Here is a 23,592-nt window from a genome sequence, read left to right as displayed (position 1 = left end):
AATGGAGATGACAGGATCCAACCAACCGGCCGGCGCGATGCCGTTCCGGATCGATCGCGCCGACGGCATCGCCGAACTGGTGATCGCCCATCCGCCCGTGAACGCGCTCGACGCGCAGGGCTGGCATGCGCTCTCCCGCGCGCTCGATGCGCTCGGCGAGGACGACGAGGTCCGCGTGATCGTCGTGCGCGGCGAGGGGCGCGGCTTCTGCGCGGGCGTCGACATCAAGGAGCTGGCCGCGCATCCGGAGCGGATCGTGGCGGTCAACGCGGGCAATTACGAGACGTTCCGCGCGGTGCACCGCAACCCGAAGCCGGTGATCGCGGCCGTGCACGGTTTCGTGCTCGGCGGCGGGATCGGCATCTGCGGCGCGGCGGACATCGTCGTCGCGGCCGACTGCGCGCGCTTCGGCGTGCCCGAGATCGACCGTGGCGCGATGGGCGGCGGCGCGCACCTGCAGCGGCTGTTCGGCGTGCAGAAGGTACGCGCGATGTATTTCACCGGCGAGATGATCGATGCGGCCGAAGCGTACCGGCTCGGTGCGGTCGAGCAGGTCGTGACGCGCGACACGCTGCGCGACGCGGCGCTCGCGCTCGCCCGCAAGATCGCGGAGAAGAGCCCGGCGATGGTGCGGCTCGCGAAGGAGGCGCTGAACGGCGTCGAGGACGGCGATCTCGAGGACAAGTACCGCTGGGAGCAGGGCTTCACGCTGCAGGCGTACATGACGAACGATTCGACCGAAGCGCGCGCCGCGTTCGTCGAGAAGCGCGACGCGCGTTTCGATGCGCAGGCCGCCGCCGAGGAGGCACGCGCATGAACCTGACCTACACGCCGCAGCAACAGGCGTTTCGCGCGGAGATCCGCGAATGGCTCGCCGCGCACGTGCCGCGCGAGCGGCTGCCGAGCTTCGACACCGAGGAAGGCTTCGCCGCGCACCGCGAATGGGAGCGCACGCTGCACTCGGGCCGCTGGAGCATGGTCACGTGGCCGCGCGAGCTGGGCGGACGCGGCTGCGACCTGATCGAGTGGCTGATCTTCGAGGAAGAGTACTGGCGTGCCGACGCGCCGATGCGCGTGAACCAGAACGGCATCTTCCTGCTCGGCCCGACGCTGATGGATTTCGGCACCGCGGAGCAGAAGGCGCGTTTCCTGCCCGCGATGGCGGCCGGCGAGCACGTATGGGCGCAGGGCTGGTCGGAGCCGAATGCAGGTTCCGACATGGCCGCGATCCGCACGACGGCCGCCCGGATCGGCGACGAATACGTGTTGAACGGCCAGAAGATCTGGTCGACGCGCGCGGTGTGGGCCGACTGGCTGTTCGGGCTGTTCCGCAGCGACCCGGAATCGTCACGCCACCACGGGCTCACGTTCCTGATGGTGCCGCTGTCCGCGCCGGGCATCACGGTGCGGCCGATCCGCCAACTGAACGGGCAGACGGGCTTCGCGGAAATCTTCTTCGACGACGTGCGCGTGCCGGTCGAGAACCGGCTCGCGGCCGAAGGCGCGGGTTGGCAGGTCGCGATGGCGACGGCCGGCTTCGAGCGCGGGCTGATGCTGCGTTCGCCCGCGCGCTTCCAGCGCACCGCGCAGGCGCTGCGCGACCTGTATCTCGCCCACCGCGACAGCGCGGATCGCGACCCGACGCTGCGCGAGCGCGTGGTGCAGGCATGGATGGATGCGCAGGCGTATGCGCTGTCGACCTACGCGACCGCGAGCCGGCTGCTGAAGGGCGGCCATATCGGCGCGGAATCGAGCACCAACAAGGTGTTCTGGTCGGAACTCGATCTGCGCATGCACCAGACCGCGCTCGACATTCTCGGCGCGCACGGCGAGGTCGTCCCGCAGACGGCCGCACAGCACGCGACGCTCGGCCACTGGCTCGACGGTTTCCTGTTCGCGCAGGCCGGCACGATCTACGCGGGCACCAACGAGATCCAGCGCAACATCGTCGCCGAACGGATGCTCGGCATGCCGCGCGCGTAAGCGCGCCGGCGCCACCTTTACAGAACGGACATCGTATGGATTTCGTATTCGATGAAGACCAGGAAGCGCTCGCGGACAGCGTGAAGCGCCTGCTGATGACCGAGATGACGCCCGAGCTGATCCGCGAGCTCTGGGCCACGCCGACCGGGCGTTCGGACGACCTGTGGGCGCTGTTCGCGTCGCAGGGGCTGACCGCCGTGTCGGTGCCCGAGGCGCACGGCGGCCTCGGCCTGAGCGAAGCGGAATGGGCGCTGCTCGCGCAGACCTACGGTTACTTCGGCAGCCCCGAGCCGCTGCTCGACACGGCGCTCGTCTCGGCCGGCGTGCTCGCGCGGCTGCCGGCGAGCGACTGGCGCGACGCGCTGCTGCGCGACATCGCCGAAGGGCGCGCGCGCGTCGCGCTCGTGCATCCGGCGAACCCGTATGCGGCCGACGTGCACGTCGCGCAGACGCTCCTGTGCGAGCACCGTGGCGAGCTGCACCGCGTCGATCCCGCGCAGTGCGCGTGGCGCGCGGTGGACAGCGTCGACCCGTCGCGGCGGCTGTTCACGCTCGACTGGGAGCCGTCGGCGGCCACGCGCATCGCAGGCGCCGACGAAGCCGCGCCGCTGCTGGACCGTGCGCTCGACCACGGCGCGTTCGCGGTCGCAGCGCAACTGCTCGGCCTCACGCAGCGCGTGCTCGACGTCGCGATCGACTACAGCGCGCAGCGCAAGCAGTTCGGCAAGGCGATCGGGTCGTACCAGGCGCTCAAGCATCTGCTTGCCGACGTCGCGATTCGCTACGAGTTCGCGCGGCCGGTGGTCGCGCGCGCCGCGCAGGCGATCGCCGACGATCACCCGCAGCGCGCGGTGTTCGTGTCCCACGCGAAGCTCGCGGCGACGTCGGCCGCGCAGCTCGCCGCGCGTCACTCGATGCAGGTGCACGGGGCGATCGGCTACACGTGGGAGCTCGACCTGCAGATCTTCATGAAGCGCATCTGGGCGCTCTCCGGCAGCTGGGGCGACAACGCGTTCCACAAGGCCCGCGTGGCCGACGCGATCCTCGGCGACGCGTTGCCGATCGGCCCCGCGCAGACCTTCGACCTCGAGGAATCCAACTGATGAGACAAGCCTATATCGTCGACGCGCTGCGCACGCCGACCGGCCGCCGCAAGGGCGGGCTCGCGCACGTGCATGCGGCCGACCTCGGCGGCTTCGTGCTGAAGACGCTCGTCGAGCGCAATGCGATTCCCGCCGACGAATACGACGACGTGGTGTTCGGCTGCGTCGACACGATCGGCCCGCTCGCGGGCAACATCGCACGCACCTGCTGGCTCGCGGCCGGGTTGCCGCTGCAGGTGCCGGGCGTGACGGTCGATCGCCAGTGCGGCTCGTCGCAGCAGGCCGTGCATTTCGCCGCACAGGCCGTGATGAGCGGCATGCAGGACGTGGTGGTCGCGGGCGGCGTGCAGACGATGACGCAGATCCCGATCTCGTCCGCGATGACCTGCGCGGCGCCGCTCGGCTTCGACGACCCGTTCTCGGGCAGCACCGGCTGGCGCGCGCGCTTCGGTGATGCGCCGGTGTCGCAGTTCGTCGCCGCGCAGCGGATCGCCGATCACTGGAACCTGTCGCGCGACGCAATGGAGCGCTATGCGCTCGAAAGCCACCGCCGCGCGGTCGCCGCGATCGAGGCCGGGCATTTCAAGCGGGAAATCGTGCCGCTCGAAGGCGTGCTGCACGACGAGACGCCGCGCCCCGACACGTCGCTGGAAAAGATGGCGACGCTCGAGCCGCTGACGCCGGGCGGCTCGCTGACGGCCGCCGTCGCGAGCCAGACCTGCGACGCGGCCGCCGCGTTGCTGATCGTGTCGGAGGACGCGTTGAAGCGCTACGGCCTCACGCCGCGCGCGCGCATCCATCACCTGAGCGTGCTGGGCGACGATCCGCTGTGGATGCTCACCGCGCCGATCCCGGCGACGAAGGCCGCGTTGAAGAAGAGCGGGCTCGACTGGTCGCAGATCGACGTCGTCGAGATGAACGAGGCGTTCGCGTCGGTCGCGCAGGCGTGGCTGGCCGATACGCGTTTCCCGCATGAAAAGACCAACCCGAACGGCGGCGGCATCGCGCTCGGCCATCCGCTCGGCGCGACCGGCGCGCGGCTGATGACGACGCTGCTGCACGAACTGGAACGCACCGGCGGCCGTTACGGATTGCAGACGATGTGCGAAGGCGGCGGCCTCGCGAACGTCACGATCATCGAGCGCCTGTGAGCGCGTCACTTTCACGATCTCACGATCCAAGAGGCACCAGCATGGGAATCTGTAACGGACGCACCGTCATCATCACCGGCGCGGGCGGCGGGCTCGGGCGCGAATATGCGCTCGCGTTCGCGGCCGAAGGCGCGGCGGTCGTCGTCAACGACATCCGGCGCGAGGCCGCGCAGGCCGTCTGCGACGAGATCGCACGACGCGGCGGCAACGCACTTGCGAATGCGGACGACATCACGCGCGTCGAAACGGCGCAGCGGATCGTCGACGCGGCCCGCGAAGCGTTCGGCGATGTGCACGTGCTCGTCAACAACGCGGGCATCTGCCGCGACAAGATGTTCACGAGCATGACCGAAACCGACTGGGACGACGTGATGCGCGTGCATCTACGTGGCCACTTCTGCCTGTCGAGCGTGCTGGCACGTGTGTGGCGCGATGCCGCGAAGGCCGGCCACGCGGTCGACGCGCGGATCGTCAACACGAGTTCCGGCGCCGGCCTGCAAGGCTCGATCGGCCAGTCGAACTACGGCGCGGCGAAGGCCGGCATTGCCGCGCTCACGCTGATGCAGGCGGCCGAGTTGCAGCGCTACGGCGTGCGCGTGAACGCGCTCGCGCCGGCCGCGCGCACGTCGATGACCGAAGGCGTGTTCGCCGACATGATGAAGAAGCCCGAGGACGGCGGCTTCGACTATTTCGACCCGGCCAACGTCGCGCCGCTCGTCGTGTGGCTCGGCAGCGCGCTGTCGGCCGACGTGACGGGCCAGGTGTTCGAGGTCGCGGGCGGGATGATCGCGGTCGCGGAAGGCTGGCGCACGGGCCCGAGCGTCGACCGCGGCGCGCGCTGGGCGGCGGCCGAGGTCGGTCCGGCGGTCGCGCGGCTGCTCGCCGACGCGCGGCCCGCGCAGCGCGTGTACGGGAGCTGAGCATGGATCTGGCGCTCACCGACGAACAGGCGATGATCCGCGACGCGGCCGCCGACGTGCTCGCCGAACGCAGCGCGTCCGCCGACGTGCGCCGCGCACTCGAGCAATCGGCCGGCCGCGACGATGCGCTGTGGGCTGCATTGGCGGGCGAACTCGGCTGGAACGCGCTCGCGCTGCCGGAGGCCGCGGGCGGGCTCGGGCTCGGCGCGGTCGAGCAGGCGGTGCTGATGGAACAGCTGGGCCGGCGCATCGCGTGCGTGCCGTATTTTTCGACCGCGTGCCTCGCGGCGACCGCGCTGAGCGGCTGCGACACGTCGCTGGCGACCGGCTGGCTCGCGAAGATCGCCGAAGGCGCGTGCAGCGCGACGCTGGCGCTGCCGTTCGACTGGCTATTCGGCGAGCCGGGTGGCGCGCGGGTCGGCCGGCCATATGGCCGGCCGGGTGCCAATGCGTTCGGCGCATCTTTCGGCGACTCGTTCGACGAACCGGCCAGTGCGCGACCGCTTCCGTTCATCGCGGAAGAAACCGCGGCCGGCTTCGCATTGTCCGGCGTCGCAGCACAAGTGCTCGACGGTGCGCGCGCCGACCTGCTGCTGGTTCCGGCGCGGATCGCGAACGAAGGGCAGTCGGTCGGCCTGTTCGCGATCGACATGACCACCGGCGCAGCCGGCGTTGCGGTGACGCCGCTCGACACGCTCGACGCGACGAGGCCGCTCGCACGGATTGCGCTCGACGACGTGCGCGTGAGCCGCGACGCGCTGATTGCGGGCCGCGACGCGGCGCAGATGCTCGAACGCGCCGCATGGTTCGCGGCGCTCGCGCTGGCCGCCGAACAACTCGGCGGCGCACAGCAATGCCTCGACCTGACGCTCGACTACACGAGCCAGCGCGTGCAGTTCGGCCGCGCGATCGCGTCGTTCCAGGCCGTCAAGCACCGTTGCGCGCAGATGATGGTGCTGATCGAATCGGCGCGCTCGGCCGTGCTCGGCGCCGCGCATGCATGGGACGCGGAAGCCGGCAGCGTGGTGCCGGGCAACGCATTGCGTGCCGACATCGCCGCGGCGAAATCCGCCGCGAACGACGCGTACGCGTTCTGCGCCCAGGAAGCGATCCAGTTGCACGGCGGCGTCGGCTTTACGTGGGAATACGACCCGCATCTCTACTTCAAGCGCGCGCAGGCGTCGGGCGCGCAGTTCGGCAGCACGCCGCAAGTGCTCGAATGGATCGCATGCCATGCGATCGAAGGCGGGGCATCGCAGCGTGGCGAAACATTCGAGCCACCGGCTGCAGCCGCATCCCGCCCGTCCGCCGCACGCGCAGGAGCCCTTCAATGAACAGCGAAACGCGCGAACAGCAATTGCGGCACGAAGTGGCCGACTGGGTGAAATCGCACCTGACCGGCGAATTCGCGTGCCTGAAATACCGCGGCGGCCCCGGCGACGAGGAAGCGTTTCCCGATCTGCGCAAGGCATGGGAGCGGGAACTCGCGCAGGGCGGCTGGACCGGCCTCGGCTGGCCGACCGCCGCCGGCGGGCGTGGCTTCTCGGTGGCCGAACAGGTGATCTTCCACGAGGAATACGCGCGCGCCGGAGGCCCGGGAAGGATGGGCCACATCGGCGAAGGGCTGCTCGGGCCGACGCTCGTCGCCTGCGGCACCGACGACCAGCGCGCGCGCTTCCTGCCCGGCATTCTCGCCGGCACGCAGTTCTGGTGCCAGGGCTATTCGGAGCCGGGCGCGGGTTCCGACCTGGCCAACGTGCGCACGCGTGCCGAACAGGATGCGGACGGTACGTGGCGCGTCCACGGCCAGAAGGTATGGACGTCGCTCGCACACGATTCCGACTGGATCTTCGTGCTCGCGCGCACCGACCCCGCGTCGAAGGGCAACAAGGGGCTGTCGTTCCTGCTGATGCCGCTCGACCAGCCGGGCATCGAGATCCGGCCGATCAGGCAGCTCAACGGCGGCGCGGAATTCAACGAGGTGTTCTTCGACGGCGCGCGCGCGGAAGCACGCGACCTCGTCGGCGCGCCCGGCGACGGCTGGCGGATCGCAATGACGCTGCTCGGCTTCGAACGCGGGATGTCGACGCTCGGCCAGCAGATGCAGTTCGTCCGCGAACTCGAATGGGTGATCGACGCCGCGCGCGAATCGGGCGCGGACAGTGATCCCGTGCTGCGGCAGCGGATCGGCCGCGCGTGGGCCGGGCTGCGCGTGATGCGCTACAACGTGCTGCGCATGCTGTCCGGCGCCGCCGACGCCGATGGCGGTGGCACCGCGCCGCTGCGCCGCGAGGCACTGATCTACAAGTATTTCTGGTCGAACTGGCACCGCGACCTCGGCCAGCTTGCGATGGATGCGCTCGGGCCTCGCGCGAACGTGATCGATCCGGCCGACGAAAAGCTCACCCATCTGCAGCGCGTATTCCTGTTCTCCCGTGCGGACACGATCTACGCGGGTACCAACGAAATCCAGCTCAACATCATGGCCGAGCGCGGGCTCGGCATGCCCAGGGAACCACGAGGCACAGCATGACCGAACCCCAGATCCAGAAAGCGCCGGCCTACGTGCCGGGCCACCAGCTGCTCGCCGGCAAATCGGTGCTGATCACGGCCGCCGCCGGCGCCGGCATCGGCTTCGCGGCCGCGCGCCGCTGCGCGGAGGAAGGCTGCCGCGCGCTGTTCATCTCCGACATCCACGAAAAGCGCCTCGAACAGGCGGTTCAGACACTGCGCGCCGAAACGGGGCTGCAACAGGTCTATGGCCGCCTGTGCAACGTCGCGGTCGAAGCCGACGTGCAGGCACTCGTTGCCGACGCGCAGGACAAGCTCGACGGCGTCGACGTGCTGATCAACAACGCGGGGCTCGGCGGTTCGACCCGCATCGTCGATATGGACGATGCCGAATGGTCGCGGGTGATCGACATTAGCCTCACCGGGACGTTCCGGATGACGCGCGCGATGCTGCCGCACATGCAGGCCCGCGGCCGCGGCGCGATCGTCAACAACGCATCGGTGCTCGGCTGGCGCGCGCAGGCGGAACAGGCGCACTACGCGGCGGCGAAGGCGGGCGTGATGGCGCTCACGCGCTGCGCGGCGCTCGAGGCGTCGCCCTATGGCGTGCGCATCAACGCGGTCGCGCCGAGCATCGCGATGCACGATTTTCTGAAGAAGTCGGCCCCGGCCGACCTGCTGAATCAACTGGCGTCGCGCGAAGCCTTCGGGCGCGCCGCCGAAGTCTGGGAGGTCGCGAACGTGATGGTGTTCCTTGCAAGCGATTACGCGTCGTACATGACGGGCGAAGTGCTGTCGGTCAGCAGCCAGCACGCATGATGAGCACGACCCTCGACCCCGTGCGCGCGACGCCCCGCGTGTTCGCGCATCCCGGCGAACTCGCGGCGGCCGTCGGCGACACGCTCGGCGCGAGCGCGTGGCTCGCGATCGACCAGATCCGCATCGACGGCTTCGCCGACGCGACCGGCGATCACCAGTGGGTGCACGTCGACCCGGTGCGCGCGAAGGACGGCCCGTTCGGCGCGTGCATCGCGCACGGCTACCTGACGCTGTCGCTCGTCAATCATTTCCTGCCGCAGACCGTGCGTATCGACGGCGCGCGGCTCGGCGTCAACTACGGCTGCGACAGGATCCGTTTCCCCGCGCCGGTGAAGGTCGGCGCGCGCGTGCGCGGCGTCGGCGAGCTGCTGCGCGTCGAGCCGCTCGACGGCGGCGTGCAGGCATGGATTCGCGTGACCGTCGAGATCGAAGGCGAAGCGAAACCCGGCTGCGTGGCCGACACGATCAGCCGTTACTACTTCTAGATTCAGAGAGCCAGCCCATGGAAGACGCAGTCATCGTTTCCGTCGCACGCACGCCGATCGGCAAGGCGTTTCGCGGCATGTTCAACGACACCGAGGCGCCCGCGCTGGGCGGCCACGTGGTGCGCACCGCGCTCGAGCGCGCGGGCGTCGCGCCGGCCGACGTCGACGACGTGCTGATCGGCTGCGCCGCGCAGCAGGGCACGCAGGGCTACAACATCGGCCGCCTGTCGGCGGCGGCGGCCGGGCTGCCGGCATCGGTGCCCGGCATGGCGATCGACCGCATGTGCTCGTCGGGCCTGATGTCGATCGCGAGCGCCGCGCGCAGCATCGGCGCGGGCGATGCGCGGATCGTCGTCGCGGGCGGCGTCGAGTCGATCTCGCTCACGCAGAACAAGCACAAGAACGCGTATCGCGCGCGTTCGCAGGCCGTGCTCGACCACCAGCCGGCCGCCTACATGGCGATGATGGAGACGGCTGAGATCGTGTCGCGCCGCTACGGAATCTCGCGTGCGGCGCAGGACGAATTCGCGCTGCAGAGCCATCAGCGCACGGCCGACGCCCAGGCGGCCGGCCGCTTCGATGCGGAAATCGCGCCGCTCGACGTGCGGCGCGCGCTGTTCGACAAGGAAGGCAACCCGGCCGGCCACGAGGATCTGCGTGCGGCGCGCGACGAAGGCGTGCGCGCCGATACGACAGCCGAGCGGCTCGCGGGGCTGAAGCCGTCGTGGAGCGGCGGCAAGGTCGTGGAGCAGGGCGAGTTCGTGACGGCCGGCAATGCGTCGCAGCTGTCGGACGGCGCGGCGGCCGTGGTCGTGATGTCGCGCAGCGAGGCGCTACGCCGCGGGCTGACGCCGCTCGGCGCGTTCCGCGGCCTCGCGGTGGCCGGCTGCGAACCCGACGAGATGGGCATCGGCCCGGTGTTCGCGATTCCGAAGCTGCTGGCGCGCTTCGGCATGACCGTCGGCGACATCGGGCTGTGGGAGCTGAACGAGGCGTTCGCGTGCCAGGCGCTGTACTGCCGCGACACGCTCGGCATTCCCGACGACCGGCTGAACGTCGACGGCGGTGCGATCGCGCTCGGCCATCCGTTCGGGATGTCGGGTACGCGGATGACGATGCACGCACTGCTCGAAGGCGCTCGGCGCGGCGTACGGCACGCGGTCGTGACGATGTGCATCGGCGGCGGGATGGGTGCCGCCGCGCTGTTCGAGGTCGGCGCATAGGGCACGTAGCGCACGTCTCGGACGTAGCGTACGTAGCGGCACGCGGATGGGCCGCGCCGCACACGCGGCGAACCATTCACGAACGACGATTCGAGGCCGCGGCCATGACCGGCGGCCCGGAGACTTGCAGGCGACGGTCGCCGGCGCGCACGCGCCAACGGCTGTCGAACGCAGAAACAGGAGACAAGCCATGAAACGAACCTTGCCCGGACTCGCGATGTCGGCGCTCGTGCTCGGCGCCGCGCTGTTCGCGTTTTCGCCGCGCCCGCTGCCGGCGTTCCCGGTCACCGCGATCCACGCGGACCGGCTGCAGATCAACGGGCTCGCCCGGGCCGGCGCGCGCATCGTCGCGGTCGGCGAACGCGGCGTGATCCTGCTGAGCGACGATTCGGGCGCCCGCTGGCGGCCGGCGTCGGTCACGCCCGACCAGGCATCGACGCTCACGCAGGTGCGTTTCATCACGCCGACGCTCGGGATCGCGGTCGGCCACGACGGCCGGATCGTCCGCAGCGACGACGCCGGCATGCACTGGCGTGAAGTGCACATCGACCACGAGCATTCCGATCCGCTGCTGTCCGTATGGGGCGCGGCGGGCGGCCCGCTGTTCGCGGCCGGCAGCTTCGGCCAGCTGCTGCGCTCGGACGACGCGGGCCTCACGTGGCAGCCGCTGAAGACGCCGGCCGGCGACCGTCACCTCAACGCGATCGTCGGCGACGGCCACGGCAACCTGCTGGTCGCGGGCGAGAGCGGCACGCTGCTGCGCTCGACCGACAACGGCGCCACGTGGGACAAGCTGCCGTCGCCGTACGCCGGTTCGCTGTTCGGCGCGCTGATGCTCGCGAACGGCGACTGGGTCGCATACGGGATGCGCGGCAACGTGGTGCGCAGCACCGATCGCGGCGCGACCTGGACGCATGTGGACAGCCACGTGCCGGTGTCGTATTTCGGCGCGACCCAGCTCGCCGACGGCGAACTCGTGCTGGTGGGCCAGGGCGGCGCGATCGTCGCGTCGCGCGACGGCGGGCTGACCTTCGACGTGCGCAAGCTCGGCGGCGTGCAGAGCCTCGCGGCCGTGCTCGACATGGGCCACGGCGCGCTGCTGCTCGGCGGCGAGGCCGGCGTCGCGCCGCTGGCCGGCGCGCCTGCGTCGACGCCGTCGCCGTCCTGACGCCGGCCGCACGCACCGCCAGCTTCCGTTCGTTTCGCATCGTCCGTCCCGACCCGAGAATTCCATGAACGACCTGTCACGTCCTCCTGAAGCCGTTTCCGCGTCGCGTCTCGCCGCGTTCGTCGAGCGCTGCGCCGACACGATCATCCGCCGGCGCAAGCTGCTGATGCTGCTGTGCGTCGCGGTGACGCTCGCGCTCGGCTTGTCGGCCACGCGCCTGAAGCTCGATCCGGGCTTCAACAAGATGATCCCGATGCAGCACCCGTACATGCAGGTGTTCGAGCGCTATGCGGGTGCGTTCCCCGGCGCGAACACGATCCTCGTGAGCCTGCGCTGGAAGGGCGACGGCGACATCTACAACCAGACGTTCATGGACGCGCTGCGCCACGCGACCGACGACGTCTTCTTCATCCCCGGCGTGAACCGCTCGCGCGTGTTCTCGCTGTTCACGCCGAACGTCCACTACACGGAAGTGACCGAGGCCGGCTTTCGCGGCGACGTGGTCGTGCCCGGCCAGTTCTCGAGCGCGAACCCGGACGATCTCGCGAAGGTGCGCCGCAACGTCGCGCGTTCGGGGCAGATCGGCCGCCTCGTCGGCAACGACCTGAAATCGGCGCTGATCCGCGCGGAACTGCGCGAGACCGACCCGGCCACCGGCAAGCGGCTCGACTACAGCGCGGTCGCGCGCCAGCTCGAGGAAATCCGCGCGCGTTATGCGAAGCAGGGCATCGACGTGAACATCATCGGCTTCGCGAAGCTGGTGGGCGACGTCGAGAACGGCATCGCGGGCGTGATGGCGTTCTTCGCGCTCGCGTTCCTCGTGACGGCGGCGCTGCTGTTTGCCTACACGCGCTCGCTGAAGACCACCGTGCTGGCGCTCGTCGTCGCGCTGCTGCCGGTCGTGTGGCTGCTCGGCGCGCTGCCGCTGCTCGGGCTCGGCATCGACCCGATGTCGATCCTCGTGCCGTTCCTGATCTTCTCGATCGGCGTGTCGCACGCGGTGCAGATGACCAACGCGTGGAAGCAGGCGCTGGTGCGCGGCGCGTCGCCGGCCGACGCCGCGCGCGACGCGTTCCGCAAGCTGTTCGTGCCGGGCACGGTCGCGCTGCTGACCAACGCGCTTGGCTTCATGGTGATCATGCGGATCAGGATCGACATCGTGCGCGAGCTCGGCATTACCGCGTGCCTCGGCGTGCTGCTGATGATCGTGACGAACAAGGTGTTCCTGCCGATCCTGCTGTCGTACACGCGCCTCGAACGCGGCACCTTGGCGCGCGCGCAGCGCACGGCGGCGGCCGGTGGGAGCGGAAGATGGTCGCGCTTCGCGGTATTCGCGCGGCCGGCGCCCGCGCTCGGCGTGTTCGCGGTGGCGCTGGCGCTGCTCGCGTACGGCACGCTCGAGTCGCGCAAGCTGGAGATCGGCGACATCGGCACCGGCGCGCCGGAGCTGCGCGCGAACTCGCGCTACAACATCGACAACGCGGCGATCACGCACCAGTACAACATCGGCGTGGACGTGCTCTCGGTGATCGTCGAGACGACCGGCTTCGACGACGCGTGCCTGCATTACCCGGTGATGAGCGCGATCGAGCAGTTCGAGATGAACATGCGCGGCGTGGCCGGCGTGCAGTCGGTGACGAGCGTGTCGTCGCAGGGCAAGGTGTTCATCGCCGCGTTCAACGAAGGCAACCCGCGCTGGGCCGCGTTGCCGCGCTCGAGCGACGGGCTCACGCAAGGCTCCAACGCGTTCGACCCCGACAACGGGATGAACACCGCGAACTGCAAGGCGATCCAGGTCCTGATCTACACGAAGAACCACGAAGGCACGACCATCGCGCACATCGTCGACGAGATCAAGCGTTTCGCGGCCGAGAACCCGACGCCGAACGTCGCGTTCCGGCTCGCGGGCGGCAACGTCGGCGTGATGGCGGCGACCAACGAGGCGGTCGGCGACGCGGAGATCGCGATGCTGCTGTCGATCTTCGGCGCGATCGCGCTGCTCTGCGCGGTCACGTTCCGCTCGTGGCGCGCGGTGCTGTGCATCATCGTGCCGCTCACGCTTGTGTCGATCCTGTGCAATGCGGTGATGGCGCTTCTCGGCATCGGGCTGAAGGTCGCGACACTGCCGGTGATCACGCTCGGCGTGGGCGTGGGCGTCGACTACGGGATCTACCTGTACGAACGCCTGCAGCACGACCTCCGCCACGGCGCGACGCTGCCGGACGCATTCGCCGACGCGATGCGCCAGCGCGGCACGGCCGCGCTGTTCACGGCCGTCACGATGTTCATCGGCGTCGGCACGTGGGCGTTTTCCGCGCTGAAGTTCCAGGTCGACATGGGCGTGCTGCTCGCGTTCATGTTCCTCGTGAACCTGTTCGGTGCCGTGTTCCTGTTGCCCGCGCTCGCCGCGTGGCTCGGCGTCGAGCGTGCCGAGCGCCGCGTGCAGCAGGCGCATGCGCAGCCGTCGCCGGCGGCTCCGGCAACGCTGAAACCGTCGCCCGCGCTCGAACCCGGCAACCCGATGCGCTGACCGGCGCCCCCATTTCCCCCTGCGCGCGGCCGGCCGCCGCGCGTTGTCCACAAGAGGAGTCAACCCACATGTCCGCACGCCCTTACAAGATCGAAGCCCAGCCGCTCGCGCAGCGCTATGCGCGCGGCTGGCACTGCCTCGGGCTCGCCCGCGACTACAAGGACGGCAAGCCGCACACGCTGAACGCCTTCGGCCGCAAGCTCGCCGTGTTCGCCGATTCGACCGGCAAGGTCAACGTCGTCGACGCGTACTGCCCGCACATGGGCGCCGACCTGAGCCTCGGCACGGTGCAGGGCGACAACCTCGTGTGCCCGTTCCACGGCTGGGCGTGGAGCGGCGAAGGCCAGTGCGCATCGATTCCATACTGCAAGCGGATCCCGCCGAAGGCGCGCATCGGCGCATGGCCGACCTGCGAGGAAAACAACCTGCTGTTCGTCTGGAACGACCCGGAAGGCAACGCACCGCCGCCCGAAGTCGCGATTCCGCGCCTCGACGTGTGCTTCTCCGACGAATGGTCGGGCTGGGTCGTCGACAAGATGGTGATCCAGGCCAACTGTCGCGAGCTGGTCGACAACATCTCGGACGTCGCGCACTTCGCGACCGTGCACCGCGCGCCGATCGACTATTTCGCGAACCTGTTCGAGGGCCACAAGGCGACGCAGCTGATGGTCGGCCGCAGCGAGAAGCTCGGCGGCGACGCCCTGACCGCGCTGTCGACGTATTTCGGGCCGGCCGTGCACATCACGCAGATGACGGGGCAGAGCGGCGGGCAGCCGATCCACTCGGTGCTGCTGAACTGCCACGTGCCGATCGACATGAACAGCTTCGAGCTGCGCTACGGCGTGATCGTGAAGAAGGTGGCCGGGCTGTCCGACGAGCAGAACACGGAGATCGCGAACGCGTACGTGAAGGAAGCGCAGCGCGCGTTCTACGAGGACGTCGACATCTGGCACAGCAAGACGCGGATCGACAACCCGCTGCTGTGCGAGGGCGACGGGCCGCTGTACCAGATGCGCGACTGGTATTCGCAGTTCTACCTGGACGTGGCGGACGTGCGGCCGACGAGCGTCGCGCGCAAGGCGTTCGAGATGCGGATTCGCGAAGGTGATACACCGCCGGCGCTGCATCACGTGTTCGAGCCGCGGTAAGAACCGGCGGCCCGTCCGCCGGCCGGAAAGCGGGGGCGCATCGAAATGCGTCCCGTCGGCCGGCAACACCCGCCGCGCAAGGCGCACGCGGCGGGTGTGCTTGTGCGCCGCATCAAAATGACTTGACGAAACGGCCGCTACCGCGTAGTGTCCATGGCCGAAGTGTTCAAGAAGTTCGATTGCTCATCATTGGCCGCACTCCGTGCGGCGGTCGTTGGTCTCTCCCTCTTTTGAGTCTTTCTGTGCCCGTTGCGGGCGCATGTTCAATTATTCGTATTAAGGAAGTATTTGTGGATACCGGTACCGTCAAGTGGTTCAACGAAACCAAGGGCTTTGGTTTCATCTCCCCGGACAACGGCGGCGACGATCTGTTCGCCCATTTCTCTGAAATTCGCGGCACGGGCTTCAAGACCCTGGCCGAAGGCCAGAAGGTCAGCTTCGAAGTGAAGCGCGGCCCGAAGGGTCTGCAAGCGTCGAACATCACGCCGCAGTAAGCCGCATCGGCAGCGGCCGCCAAACGGTGGCCGTCGCCGGACGGATTGGCGCGCACGGCGCCGCTTCGGCGGCAGCCGGCGCGTTTCCGATGCGCACGACCGATGCATCGCGACATTCACGATGCATCGGTCGTGTCGCCTCCCTCATCGCATGCCTGTACGGCGTGCGACGCAACGCCCTCGCGAAGCGCCCGCCGCTTCGCCAGCGCATCACCGCTTCAACGCATCAACCCGAGCAGACCGCCGCCATGCCTTGCCGGCGCGGTCCCGACTTGCGCGGCGCCGTATGCGCCGCCGCCACCGACCGCCTGAACGCCGCAACGCGCCGGGCTCCGATCGCAAGACAGGCCCATGGCCCGTCTGAACGAACCGATCCCCGGCAGCCTGCCGGCCGCCGTCCCGTTGCGGGACACGGCGCCGGGCAGATCGCCGCGGCTGCGGTCAATTACCTTGTCTGGAGGAATTGGTTTGGCAAAAGAAGAACTGCTGGAACTGGACGGAATCGTCGACGAAGTGCTGCCGGACAGCAAATACCGTGTCACGCTGGAAAACGGCGTCGTGGTGGGCGCATACGCGTCCGGCCGCATGCGCAAGAACCACATCCGCATTCTCGCGGGCGACCGCGTGACGCTGGAACTGTCGGTCTATGACCTCACCAAGGGCCGCATCAACTTCCGGCACAAGGACGCGAATTCGCCGCGTCCGCAGCGCACCGGCGGGCCGCGTCGTTAAGCGGCAACGATCGGCGCGCAACCGCGTGCCGATCGAATCCCGTCCGGCCTCCACGGCCGGACGAACCGGATGAACGGCCCGTTGCTTGCCGTTTACCGGCCGCCGGCGGCGTCGTCATGCCGCAGCGGCCCACATCGCCTTCACCGGCCGCCGCGCGTGCGCCAACGCTCAGGCAGCCGCGTCCCGCAGGAAATCCTCGATGACCATCGCGAAATACGGCGGGCACTCCTGCATCGGGTAATGCCCGCTATTCGGTATCGTCGCGACCCGCGCGTTCGGGTGCCACGCGAGGAACGTCGCCTGCATCGCCGCTTCGTCGAGCCCCGGATCCTTGTCGCCGACGATCACCAGGAAGCGCGTCTCGAGCCCGCGGATATCGTCGACGAAATCCGTTCCGGTCAGCATGTCGAGATACGCGAGCCGGCAGGCCGGCGCCACGCGCTCGCGGTTCTGCCGCAGTTTCAGGTCGGCCCAGCGCGCCGACAATCCACCCGTCACGAATCGCATGAGCCGGCGAAACGCATCGTCATCGACGGCCGTGCTCGCGAAGAACGCGCGTGCGTCGTCGTTCAGGCGGTTGCCGGCGGCCGACACCGGGCACACGGCGATCGCGCTCTTGATGCGGGAGGGCGCATCGGCGGCGAGCCGTTGTGTCGCCATGCCCGTCATCGAATGGCCGATCACGTGAAAGCGCGGCCAGCCGAGACGGTCCGCGAGCGTGAGGCAGTCGGCCGAGATCTCGTCGACGGTACAGGTGCCGCTCAGGTGGATGGATTCGCCGTAGCCGCGCAGGTCGACGAACACGTACGTGAATGTCGATTCGTCGAGATACGGGAGTAGCGCCGCGTAGTTCGTATGGTCGCCGAGCCAGTCGTGCAGGACCATCACGCATTCGGGGCCGGTACCGTGCCGCAGGTAGCCGAGGCCGTCGTGGTCGGCGTTCGGCGCGGAGGAGAGGGGGTCGATACGGTTCATTTCAAGGCGTTTCCTTTTGGTGGGTGAACCAAAACGAAACGCCCTCCCGGCGGACCGGGAGGGCGTCTTGAAAGTGCATCGATCGTATCGGGCCGATCGGCGAAAGTCAACGTTCGACGCGCTATCCCGCCCGATACGTCGATGCGGCGCGCATTGGCCGTTGTCGTCCGACAGCCGCAACGCGATCGTCAGCCCGATGTCGTGACGCGGAAAACCGCGCCGGCAGGCGGCTGACCGCACGCGCGGCGACGCGGTTCGCGTGCGGCTCACGTATGGCTTTACGTGCGGGCCGGCGCGGTCGTACACTCGTCGGCAATTCGCGGCCCGCGCCGCGCGTGCGGCTTTCAATCCCTTCAGCGTCTTTCAGCGGGCCAACGGCCGTGCCAGCCGGACTTTCGTCGCGCGACGCCAGGAGGCGCCATGAGTGCAGACGCAGCCCCCGCATCCCCGTCGGTTCAGGACCGCATCCAGCACGTGTTCGTGCTGATGCTCGAGAACCGCTCCTTCGATCACCTGTTCGCGCTGTCGGGCTACCCCGACATCGTCGCCGCGTCGCCGGGCAACAGCAACGCGTATGGCGGCGCGGTCTATCCGTTCGGCGGCGGCGCGCCCGACCGGATGCCGACCGATCCGTGCCACGAATTCACCGACGTGCTCGAGCAGCTCTGCGGCGCGGGCGTGCCGTTCGTGAAAGGGCAGGCCTATCCGCCGATCCGCAATACCGGATTCGTGTCGAACTACGCGACGTCGCGTTCCGAAGGCAAGCCGCCGCAGCCGGCCGACGCGGGCAAGATCATGCAGGGCGTCGACATCGCGACGCAGGCCCCTTCGCTGCACGCACTCGCGAACGCGTTCGTGCTGTGCGACGCGTGGCACGCGTCGATGCCCGGGCCGACCTGGCCGAATCGCTTTTTCCTGCACGGTGCGTCGTCGGCCGGGCTCGACCATTCGCCGACCAAGGAAGAAATGGCCGGATGGGACGCGTTCGACGGTTTCCCGTATCCGAAGGGTTCGATCTTCGCCGCGCTCGGCGACGACAACTGGCGCATCTACCAGGACCAGACGGGCAATCCGCTCGGCCACGTGCCGCAGGTGGCGTCGCTGAAGGGCATCAGCTTCTTCGACATCGACGACCTCGCGCATTTCGAGGCCGATCTCGCGGCGGGCTATACGGCGCGCTATACGTTCATCGAGCCCGGTTACGGCGACATCGTGCACGGCACCTACCAGAACGGCAGCTCGCAGCATCCGATGGACGGCCTCGCCGGCGGCGACCAGCTCGTCGCGCGCGTGTACAACGCGATCCGCAATTCGCCGGTGTGGAACAGCAGCCTGCTCGTGATCTGCTACGACGAGCACGGCGGCTTCTACGATTCGGTCGGGCCGGGCGCTGCGCCGCCGCCGAACGATGGCGCGGCGGCGACGCTGAACGCGAGCGGCTTCGGGTTCGACGTGTACGGCGTGCGGGTGCCGGCGATCGTGATTTCGCCGTGGGTCGCGGCAGGGCGGGTCGACCATACGGTGTACGACCATGCGTCGGTCGCCGCGACGCTCGAGCGGTTGTTCGGCCTTGCGCCGCTGACCGACCGCGACCGTCTCGCGAACGACCTGCTGGCGCTCGTGACGACTACGTGCCGGACGGATTGTCCGCAAAGGATCGGAACATGAGTACGACACCGGACCCGCGCGATGCGCTGCCCGTGCGCGACGGCACGAGCCTGATCGCGTACCTGCACATCCTGAAGAAAGCGCATGCGGCGCTGGTCGGCCATGACAAGGCCCATCAGCGCTTCAGCGAGATCGTGACGCGAGGGCAGGCGCGGCAATACATCGAGGAACTGATGCCGTCGCTGCTGCAGGCGCGCGAAGCGCATCGGCGGCGCAGGCACGGCGGGAAGCATCGGTGATGCGGCGAGCGGCACCGATATCGAAGGCGCGAGCGCGCACGGCAGCGACGCGACGGTGAAGGGGGCCGTGCCTGCGATGACGATGCGGCGCCGGCCGTGCAAATCGGCGAGCAGCCGGCCCGTCGGCAGCAGTGCCGCGCAAGCGAGGTTGTCGATGCCGACAACCCGTTGCACTGCGCCGACGCAGGCGTTCGCTTACGCCGCCACCTCCCGCGCCCGCACCATCGTCAGCGCCGCATCCTCGATCATGTCCTCCTGCCCGCCGACGAGCCGCTGCCGGCCCAGTTCGACGAGGATGTCGCGTGCGGGAATCCCGTACTTCGCTTCCGCGCGCTTCGCGAACAGCAGGAACGACGAGTAGACGCCCGCATAGCCGAGCGTCAGCGCATCGCGGTCGAGGCGGATCGGCGCATCCATGATCGGCACGACGAGATCCTCGGCGACGTCCGAGATCGCGAACACGTCGACGCCTGTCTCGATCCCCATCCGGTCGCATACCGCGACGAACACTTCCATCGGCGTGTTGCCCGCGCCGGCGCCGAGGCCGGCCGCGGCCGCATCGATCCGGTTCGCACCGGCCGCCACGGCCGCGACCGAGTTCGCGACACCCATCGCGAGGTTGTGATGGCCGTGGAAACCCAGCTCCGTCTCCGGCTTCAGCGCGTCGCGCACCTGGCCGATCCGCGCGGTCACGTCGTCGGGCAGCATGTGGCCGGCCGAATCGGTGATGTAGATGCAGTTCGCGCCGTACGATTCCATCAGCTTCGCCTGCACGACGAGCTGCGCCGGCGACGACATGTGCGCCATCATCAGGAATCCGACCGTATCGAGGCCGAGCGTGCGCGCGAGGCCGATGTGCTGTTCCGATACGTCCGCTTCGGTGCAGTGCGTCGCGACGCGAATCGTGCCGACGCCGAGTTCGTGCGCCATGCGCAGATGCTCGACGGTGCCGATGCCGGGCAGCAGCAGTGCCGACACCTTTGCCTGCTTCAGCTCCGGGATCACGGCGCCCAGGTACGCCTCGTCGGTGTGCGCGGGGAAACCGTAGTTGACCGAGGCGCCGCCGAGCCCGTCGCCGTGCGTGACCTCGATCAGCGGCACGCCGGCCGCGTCGAGCCCGCGCGCGATGCTGCGCATCTGGTCGAGCGTGATCTGGTGGCGCTTCGGGTGCATCCCGTCGCGCAGCGACATGTCGTGGACGGTGATCTTCTTGCCTGCAAGTGACATCGTGTGACTCCTCGACTCAAGCGGTGGCGGCCGTCGCGGCCAGCATCTGTTCGGCGAAACGCTCGGCCGTGGCGGCCGCGGCGGCGGTCATGATGTCGAGGTTGCCCGCGTACTTCGGCAGGTAATCACCGAGCCCTTCGACCTCCATGAACACCGACACGCGATTGCCGTCGAACACCGGGCCGTTCTTCAGCGTATAGCCGGGCACGTAGCGTTGCACTTCCTTGACCATCGCATGCACGGACGCGGTGATCGCGTCGACGTCGGGCGGGCCGTCGGTCAGGCAGTGGATCGTGTCGCGCATGATCAGCGGCGGCTCGGCCGGGTTGATCACGATGATCGCCTTGCCCTTGCGGGCGCCGCCGACCTGTTCGATCGCGCCGGACGTCGTGCGCGTGAATTCGTCGATGTTCTTGCGCGTGCCGGGGCCGACCGAGCGCGACGATACCGTCGCGACGATCTCGCCGTACGCGACCGGCTGCACGCGCGACACCGCGTACACCATCGGGATCGTCGCCTGGCCGCCGCACGTGACCATGTTCACGTTCATCTGCGCGCTGTCGAGATGCGCGTCGAGGTTCACCGGCGGCACGCAGTACGGCCCGATCGCGGCGGGCGTCAGGTCGATCATCTTCACGCCGAGCGCGGTGAGCTTGTCGGAGTTGTCGCGGTGCACGTAGGCCGACGTCGCGTCGAACGCGATGCGGATGTCGTCGGCGGCGACGTGCGGCAGCAGCCCGTCAACGCCCTTGTCGGTGGTCTTCAGGCCGAATTCGCGGGCGCGCGCGAGGCCGTCGGAGGCCGGATCGACACCGACCATCCACACGGGTTCGAGCACCGGCGAGCGGCGCAGCTTGAACAACAGGTCGGTGCCGATGTTGCCGGGCCCGATCAGTGCGCATTTGATTTTCTTCATCAGGATGGTTCCTTTAGATAAAGCGGACGTCGCAACTGCCGATGCCGGAGATATGCATCGACAGTGCGTCGCCGGCCGTGACCGGAATCAGTTTCGCGAGCGAGCCGGACAGCACGATCTCGCCGGCAAGCAGCGGCACGTCGTACGCGGCGAGCGTGTTCGCGAGCCACGCGACCGCGTCGGCGGGATGGCCGAGCGCCGCGTCGCCGCGGCCTTGCGCGACGGGCTCGCCGTTCTTCTCGATCGTCATCTCGCACGCGGCGAGATCGAGCGTGCGCGGGTCGACGCGCGTTTCGCCGAGCACGTACACGCCGCACGACGCGTTGTCGGCGACAGTGTCCTCGATGCGGATCGCCCAGTCGCGGATGCGCGAGTCGACGATCTCGAAGCAGGGCGCGACGGCGGCCGTCGCGGCGATCACGTCGGTGCGGTCGATGCCGGGGCCGCGCAGGTCGCGCGCAAGGATGAACGCGATCTCGCCCTCGGCGCGAGGCGCGATCAGCGAATCGGCGGCGATCGCCTCGCCGGCCGCGTAGTGCATGCCCGACAGCAGGATGCCGAAATCGGGCTGGCGCACGTTCAGCATGTCCTGCACGGCCTGGCTCGTCACGCCGATCTTCTTGCCGACGACCGCCTCGCCGTGTTCGACGCGGCGTTCGATGAAGCGCTGCTGGATGCGGTACGCGTCGTCGAGCGACAGGCGGCGCGCCCGGCCCGACAGCGGCGCGACCGGTGCGCGTGCGTGCCATGCGGCGTACAGCTCGTCGCCGAGCGTCGTATGCAGGCGGGAAGACATGAAAGGGCCCTCGAATGGAAATGGCCGCCGTCACGGGCGGCGTCGTGCGCCGGAGCGGGGCTCCGGCGCGTGAGTCACGGGCATGCCGCGTCGGTCGGTCGATCAGTTGCCCGAACTGCGGATCGCGTCAGGCGAGAAATACGCCTCGTTGAACTGCGGGCTGTTGTCGAGCTTCGGCATCGGGCCTTCGTTCGTCAGGCGGTCGGCCATGTACGCGCCGGAGATCAGGTCGTGGAAGAACACCGCGCTCGGGTAGAACACCTTCGCGTCGTAGGCGTACAGCGACGTCGCGACGTTGGTGCGCCACAGCTGGCCGCGCGCGTCGTAGTTGTCCGCGAGCAGCGATTGCCACGAATCCTCGTCGATGTACAGCACGCGCTTCGCGTACTGGTGACGGTAGCCGCTCTTCAGCGTGGCCTGCAGCACCCACACGCGATGCAGTTCGTAGCGGATGTAGCTCGGGTTCTCGTGGCCTTTGGTCAGCAGTTCGCCGTACTTCACCGCGCTGTCCATCACCTTGTAGTTGTTGTACGGCACGTAGATCTCGCGCTTGCCGACGATCTTCCAGTCGTAGCGATCGCCGGGGCCGTTGTACAGGCGGTCGTCGTCGACCGTGCGGAAGCCGCCCGGGCCCTGCGGCTGGTCGTAGCCGTATTCGGGCGCCTGGCGCACGCGCCGCGTGCCGGGGTTGTACATCCACGTGCGCGACGAGTTGTCCGCGCCGGCCTTGTCCCAGTTCGTGAAGCCGACGATCAGCGAGCCGCGGTCGGACAGCGGCAGCTCCGTCGCGTTGCGGTAGTACGTGCGGTTGTTCAGGTCGCTCTTCACGTCGTACTTGCCGACGTTGCGCGGCGAGTAGATGTCGTAGCGCACCTTGCCCCACGCGATGTTGCCGTCGGAGTAGACGACCGCCTGGTCGTAGGTGGCCTGCTCGGTGCCGATCGACGACGAGAAGCGCTGGTTCCACAGCAATTCGGCGGCGGTCTTCGGGATCGGATAGGGCACCGTCGGCGGCGCGTTCGTGAGGCCGTTCGCGTCGGACGTCATCGTCGAGTCCGGCGCGTACGTGCGAATGTCCTTGTAGACGGAATCCGGGTAGCGGAAGTCGCGGTGGGTCGGGTAGACGACGATCTTGAACGTGGCCGGATAGCGCTTGAACATCGCCTTCTGGCCGTCGGTCAGGTGCTCGGCGTACTGCGCCATGTTCTCCGCGGTGATCGTCGCGACCGGCTTCTCGCTTGCGTACGGATCGGGGTAACGGCTGCCGCGCTTGTACTGCACGTCCGGCGGCGTGCCGAGCCACTTGCCCGACCACTCGGGCACGCCGCTGTCCTTGCTTGCGGCGCGCACGGCGCCCATCGGGGGCAACTGGCCGTCGAGCGCCTTCAGGTCGTCCGGCGTGACCTTCGGGTACGACGCCGTCGCGGCGAGTGCGCACGCGGCGATCGCCGACGCGCGCAGGAGGGGGAGACGAATTCGCTTCATGACAAATCCTCTTGCTGAG

General features: G+C 68.9%; 22 protein-coding genes. 17 read left to right on the top strand and 5 right to left on the bottom strand.

Features of this window, described 5'->3' with window-relative positions; all coding sequences use genetic code 11:
- Position 1: 1 nt before the first annotated feature.
- The 15 genes from VK92_RS21470 to infA all read left to right on the top strand — a co-directional run bounded on the left by VK92_RS21470 (position 2) and on the right by infA (position 16,267).
- Positions 2–817 (top strand): enoyl-CoA hydratase family protein, encoded by an 816-nt coding sequence (locus VK92_RS21470; protein WP_021159433.1) that lies wholly within the window; start codon positions 2–4, stop codon positions 815–817.
- Positions 814–1,983: an acyl-CoA dehydrogenase family protein gene (locus tag VK92_RS21465; protein WP_021159434.1), complete on the top strand. Its 1,170-nt coding sequence runs from the start codon at positions 814–816 to the stop codon at positions 1,981–1,983. Before VK92_RS21470 ends, VK92_RS21465 begins: the two co-directional genes overlap by 4 nt.
- Before the next feature lie 35 nt (positions 1,984–2,018).
- On the top strand, positions 2,019–3,086 hold the full coding sequence (locus VK92_RS21460) for an acyl-CoA dehydrogenase family protein (RefSeq protein ID WP_048025088.1): 1,068 nt from the start codon (positions 2,019–2,021) through the stop codon (positions 3,084–3,086).
- Entirely contained in the window at positions 3,086–4,237 is a 1,152-nt protein-coding gene (locus VK92_RS21455; RefSeq protein ID WP_048025089.1) for an acetyl-CoA C-acetyltransferase, read from the top strand. Before VK92_RS21460 ends, VK92_RS21455 begins: the two co-directional genes overlap by 1 nt.
- 41 nt (positions 4,238–4,278) lie before the next feature.
- The gene (locus tag VK92_RS21450; RefSeq protein WP_048025090.1) at positions 4,279–5,157 is read left to right on the top strand and encodes an SDR family oxidoreductase; all 879 of its coding nucleotides are present in this window, start codon (positions 4,279–4,281) and stop codon (positions 5,155–5,157) included.
- A gap of 2 nt (positions 5,158–5,159) precedes the next feature.
- The gene (locus VK92_RS21445) at positions 5,160–6,491 is read left to right on the top strand and encodes an acyl-CoA dehydrogenase family protein (protein ID WP_048025092.1); all 1,332 of its coding nucleotides are present in this window, start codon (positions 5,160–5,162) and stop codon (positions 6,489–6,491) included.
- Positions 6,488–7,690 (top strand): acyl-CoA dehydrogenase family protein, encoded by a 1,203-nt coding sequence (locus tag VK92_RS21440; RefSeq protein ID WP_048025093.1) that lies wholly within the window; start codon positions 6,488–6,490, stop codon positions 7,688–7,690. Before VK92_RS21445 ends, VK92_RS21440 begins: the two co-directional genes overlap by 4 nt.
- Positions 7,687–8,487, top strand: a complete 801-nt coding sequence (locus VK92_RS21435) for an SDR family oxidoreductase (protein WP_048025095.1) — start codon at positions 7,687–7,689, stop codon at positions 8,485–8,487. The genes VK92_RS21440 and VK92_RS21435 overlap by 4 nt, the downstream gene beginning before the upstream one ends.
- Positions 8,487–8,972 (top strand): MaoC family dehydratase, encoded by a 486-nt coding sequence (locus VK92_RS21430; RefSeq protein WP_048025198.1) that lies wholly within the window; start codon positions 8,487–8,489, stop codon positions 8,970–8,972. The genes VK92_RS21435 and VK92_RS21430 overlap by 1 nt, the downstream gene beginning before the upstream one ends.
- Positions 8,973–8,989: 17 nt before the next feature.
- On the top strand, positions 8,990–10,195 hold the full coding sequence (locus VK92_RS21425; protein ID WP_048025097.1) for an acetyl-CoA C-acyltransferase: 1,206 nt from the start codon (positions 8,990–8,992) through the stop codon (positions 10,193–10,195).
- A gap of 190 nt (positions 10,196–10,385) precedes the next feature.
- Positions 10,386–11,363 carry a WD40/YVTN/BNR-like repeat-containing protein gene (locus tag VK92_RS21420; RefSeq protein WP_048025099.1) on the top strand — a complete coding sequence of 326 codons (978 nt, stop codon included), beginning with the start codon at positions 10,386–10,388 and terminating at the stop codon, positions 11,361–11,363.
- 64 nt (positions 11,364–11,427) lie between these two features.
- Complete coding sequence (locus VK92_RS21415) at positions 11,428–13,893, top strand: efflux RND transporter permease subunit (protein ID WP_048025101.1); 2,466 nt, start codon at positions 11,428–11,430, stop codon at positions 13,891–13,893.
- A 68-nt stretch (positions 13,894–13,961) separates the two neighbouring features.
- Positions 13,962–15,041, top strand: a complete 1,080-nt coding sequence (locus VK92_RS21410; RefSeq protein WP_048025103.1) for a Rieske 2Fe-2S domain-containing protein — start codon at positions 13,962–13,964, stop codon at positions 15,039–15,041.
- Positions 15,042–15,331: 290 nt separating this feature from the next.
- A complete protein-coding gene (locus VK92_RS21405) occupies positions 15,332–15,535 on the top strand; it encodes a cold-shock protein (RefSeq protein ID WP_006483056.1) in 204 nt (67 codons plus the stop codon).
- 468 nt (positions 15,536–16,003) lie between these two features.
- Entirely contained in the window at positions 16,004–16,267 is a 264-nt protein-coding gene (gene infA, locus VK92_RS21400; RefSeq protein ID WP_027791717.1) for a translation initiation factor IF-1, read from the top strand.
- Positions 16,268–16,435: 168 nt separating this feature from the next.
- On the opposite strand, the gene VK92_RS21395 is transcribed toward infA, so the two are convergent.
- Positions 16,436–17,242, bottom strand: a complete 807-nt coding sequence (locus VK92_RS21395; protein WP_048025106.1) for an alpha/beta fold hydrolase — start codon at positions 17,240–17,242, stop codon at positions 16,436–16,438.
- Positions 17,243–17,662: 420 nt separating this feature from the next.
- On the opposite strand from VK92_RS21395, the gene VK92_RS21390 reads away from it, so the two are divergent.
- A complete protein-coding gene (locus VK92_RS21390; protein ID WP_053076300.1) occupies positions 17,663–18,910 on the top strand; it encodes an alkaline phosphatase family protein in 1,248 nt (415 codons plus the stop codon).
- The gene (locus VK92_RS21385; RefSeq protein ID WP_021159448.1) at positions 18,907–19,149 is read left to right on the top strand and encodes a hypothetical protein; all 243 of its coding nucleotides are present in this window, start codon (positions 18,907–18,909) and stop codon (positions 19,147–19,149) included. The genes VK92_RS21390 and VK92_RS21385 overlap by 4 nt, the downstream gene beginning before the upstream one ends.
- A 195-nt stretch (positions 19,150–19,344) precedes the next feature.
- On the opposite strand, the gene dmpG is transcribed toward VK92_RS21385, so the two are convergent.
- The 4 genes from dmpG to VK92_RS21365 form a co-directional block, all read right to left on the bottom strand.
- On the bottom strand, positions 19,345–20,376 hold the full coding sequence (gene dmpG / locus VK92_RS21380; RefSeq protein ID WP_048025108.1) for a 4-hydroxy-2-oxovalerate aldolase: 1,032 nt from the start codon (positions 20,374–20,376) through the stop codon (positions 19,345–19,347).
- 16 nt (positions 20,377–20,392) lie between these two features.
- Positions 20,393–21,292, bottom strand: coding sequence for an acetaldehyde dehydrogenase (acetylating) (locus VK92_RS21375; RefSeq protein ID WP_048025109.1), 900 nt, complete (start codon positions 21,290–21,292; stop codon positions 20,393–20,395).
- 13 nt (positions 21,293–21,305) lie between these two features.
- Positions 21,306–22,088 carry a 2-oxopent-4-enoate hydratase gene (gene dmpE, locus VK92_RS21370; protein WP_021159451.1) on the bottom strand — a complete coding sequence of 261 codons (783 nt, stop codon included), beginning with the start codon at positions 22,086–22,088 and terminating at the stop codon, positions 21,306–21,308.
- A 102-nt stretch (positions 22,089–22,190) separates the two neighbouring features.
- A complete protein-coding gene (locus VK92_RS21365; RefSeq protein ID WP_048025111.1) occupies positions 22,191–23,573 on the bottom strand; it encodes a DUF1329 domain-containing protein in 1,383 nt (460 codons plus the stop codon).
- Positions 23,574–23,592: the final 19 nt, after the last annotated feature.

Origin of the sequence: Burkholderia sp. LK4 (genome assembly GCF_001043615.1) — a bacterium.
GTDB lineage: Bacteria > Pseudomonadota > Gammaproteobacteria > Burkholderiales > Burkholderiaceae > Burkholderia > Burkholderia cepacia.
This window is presented reverse-complemented; position numbering and strand designations above follow the sequence as displayed.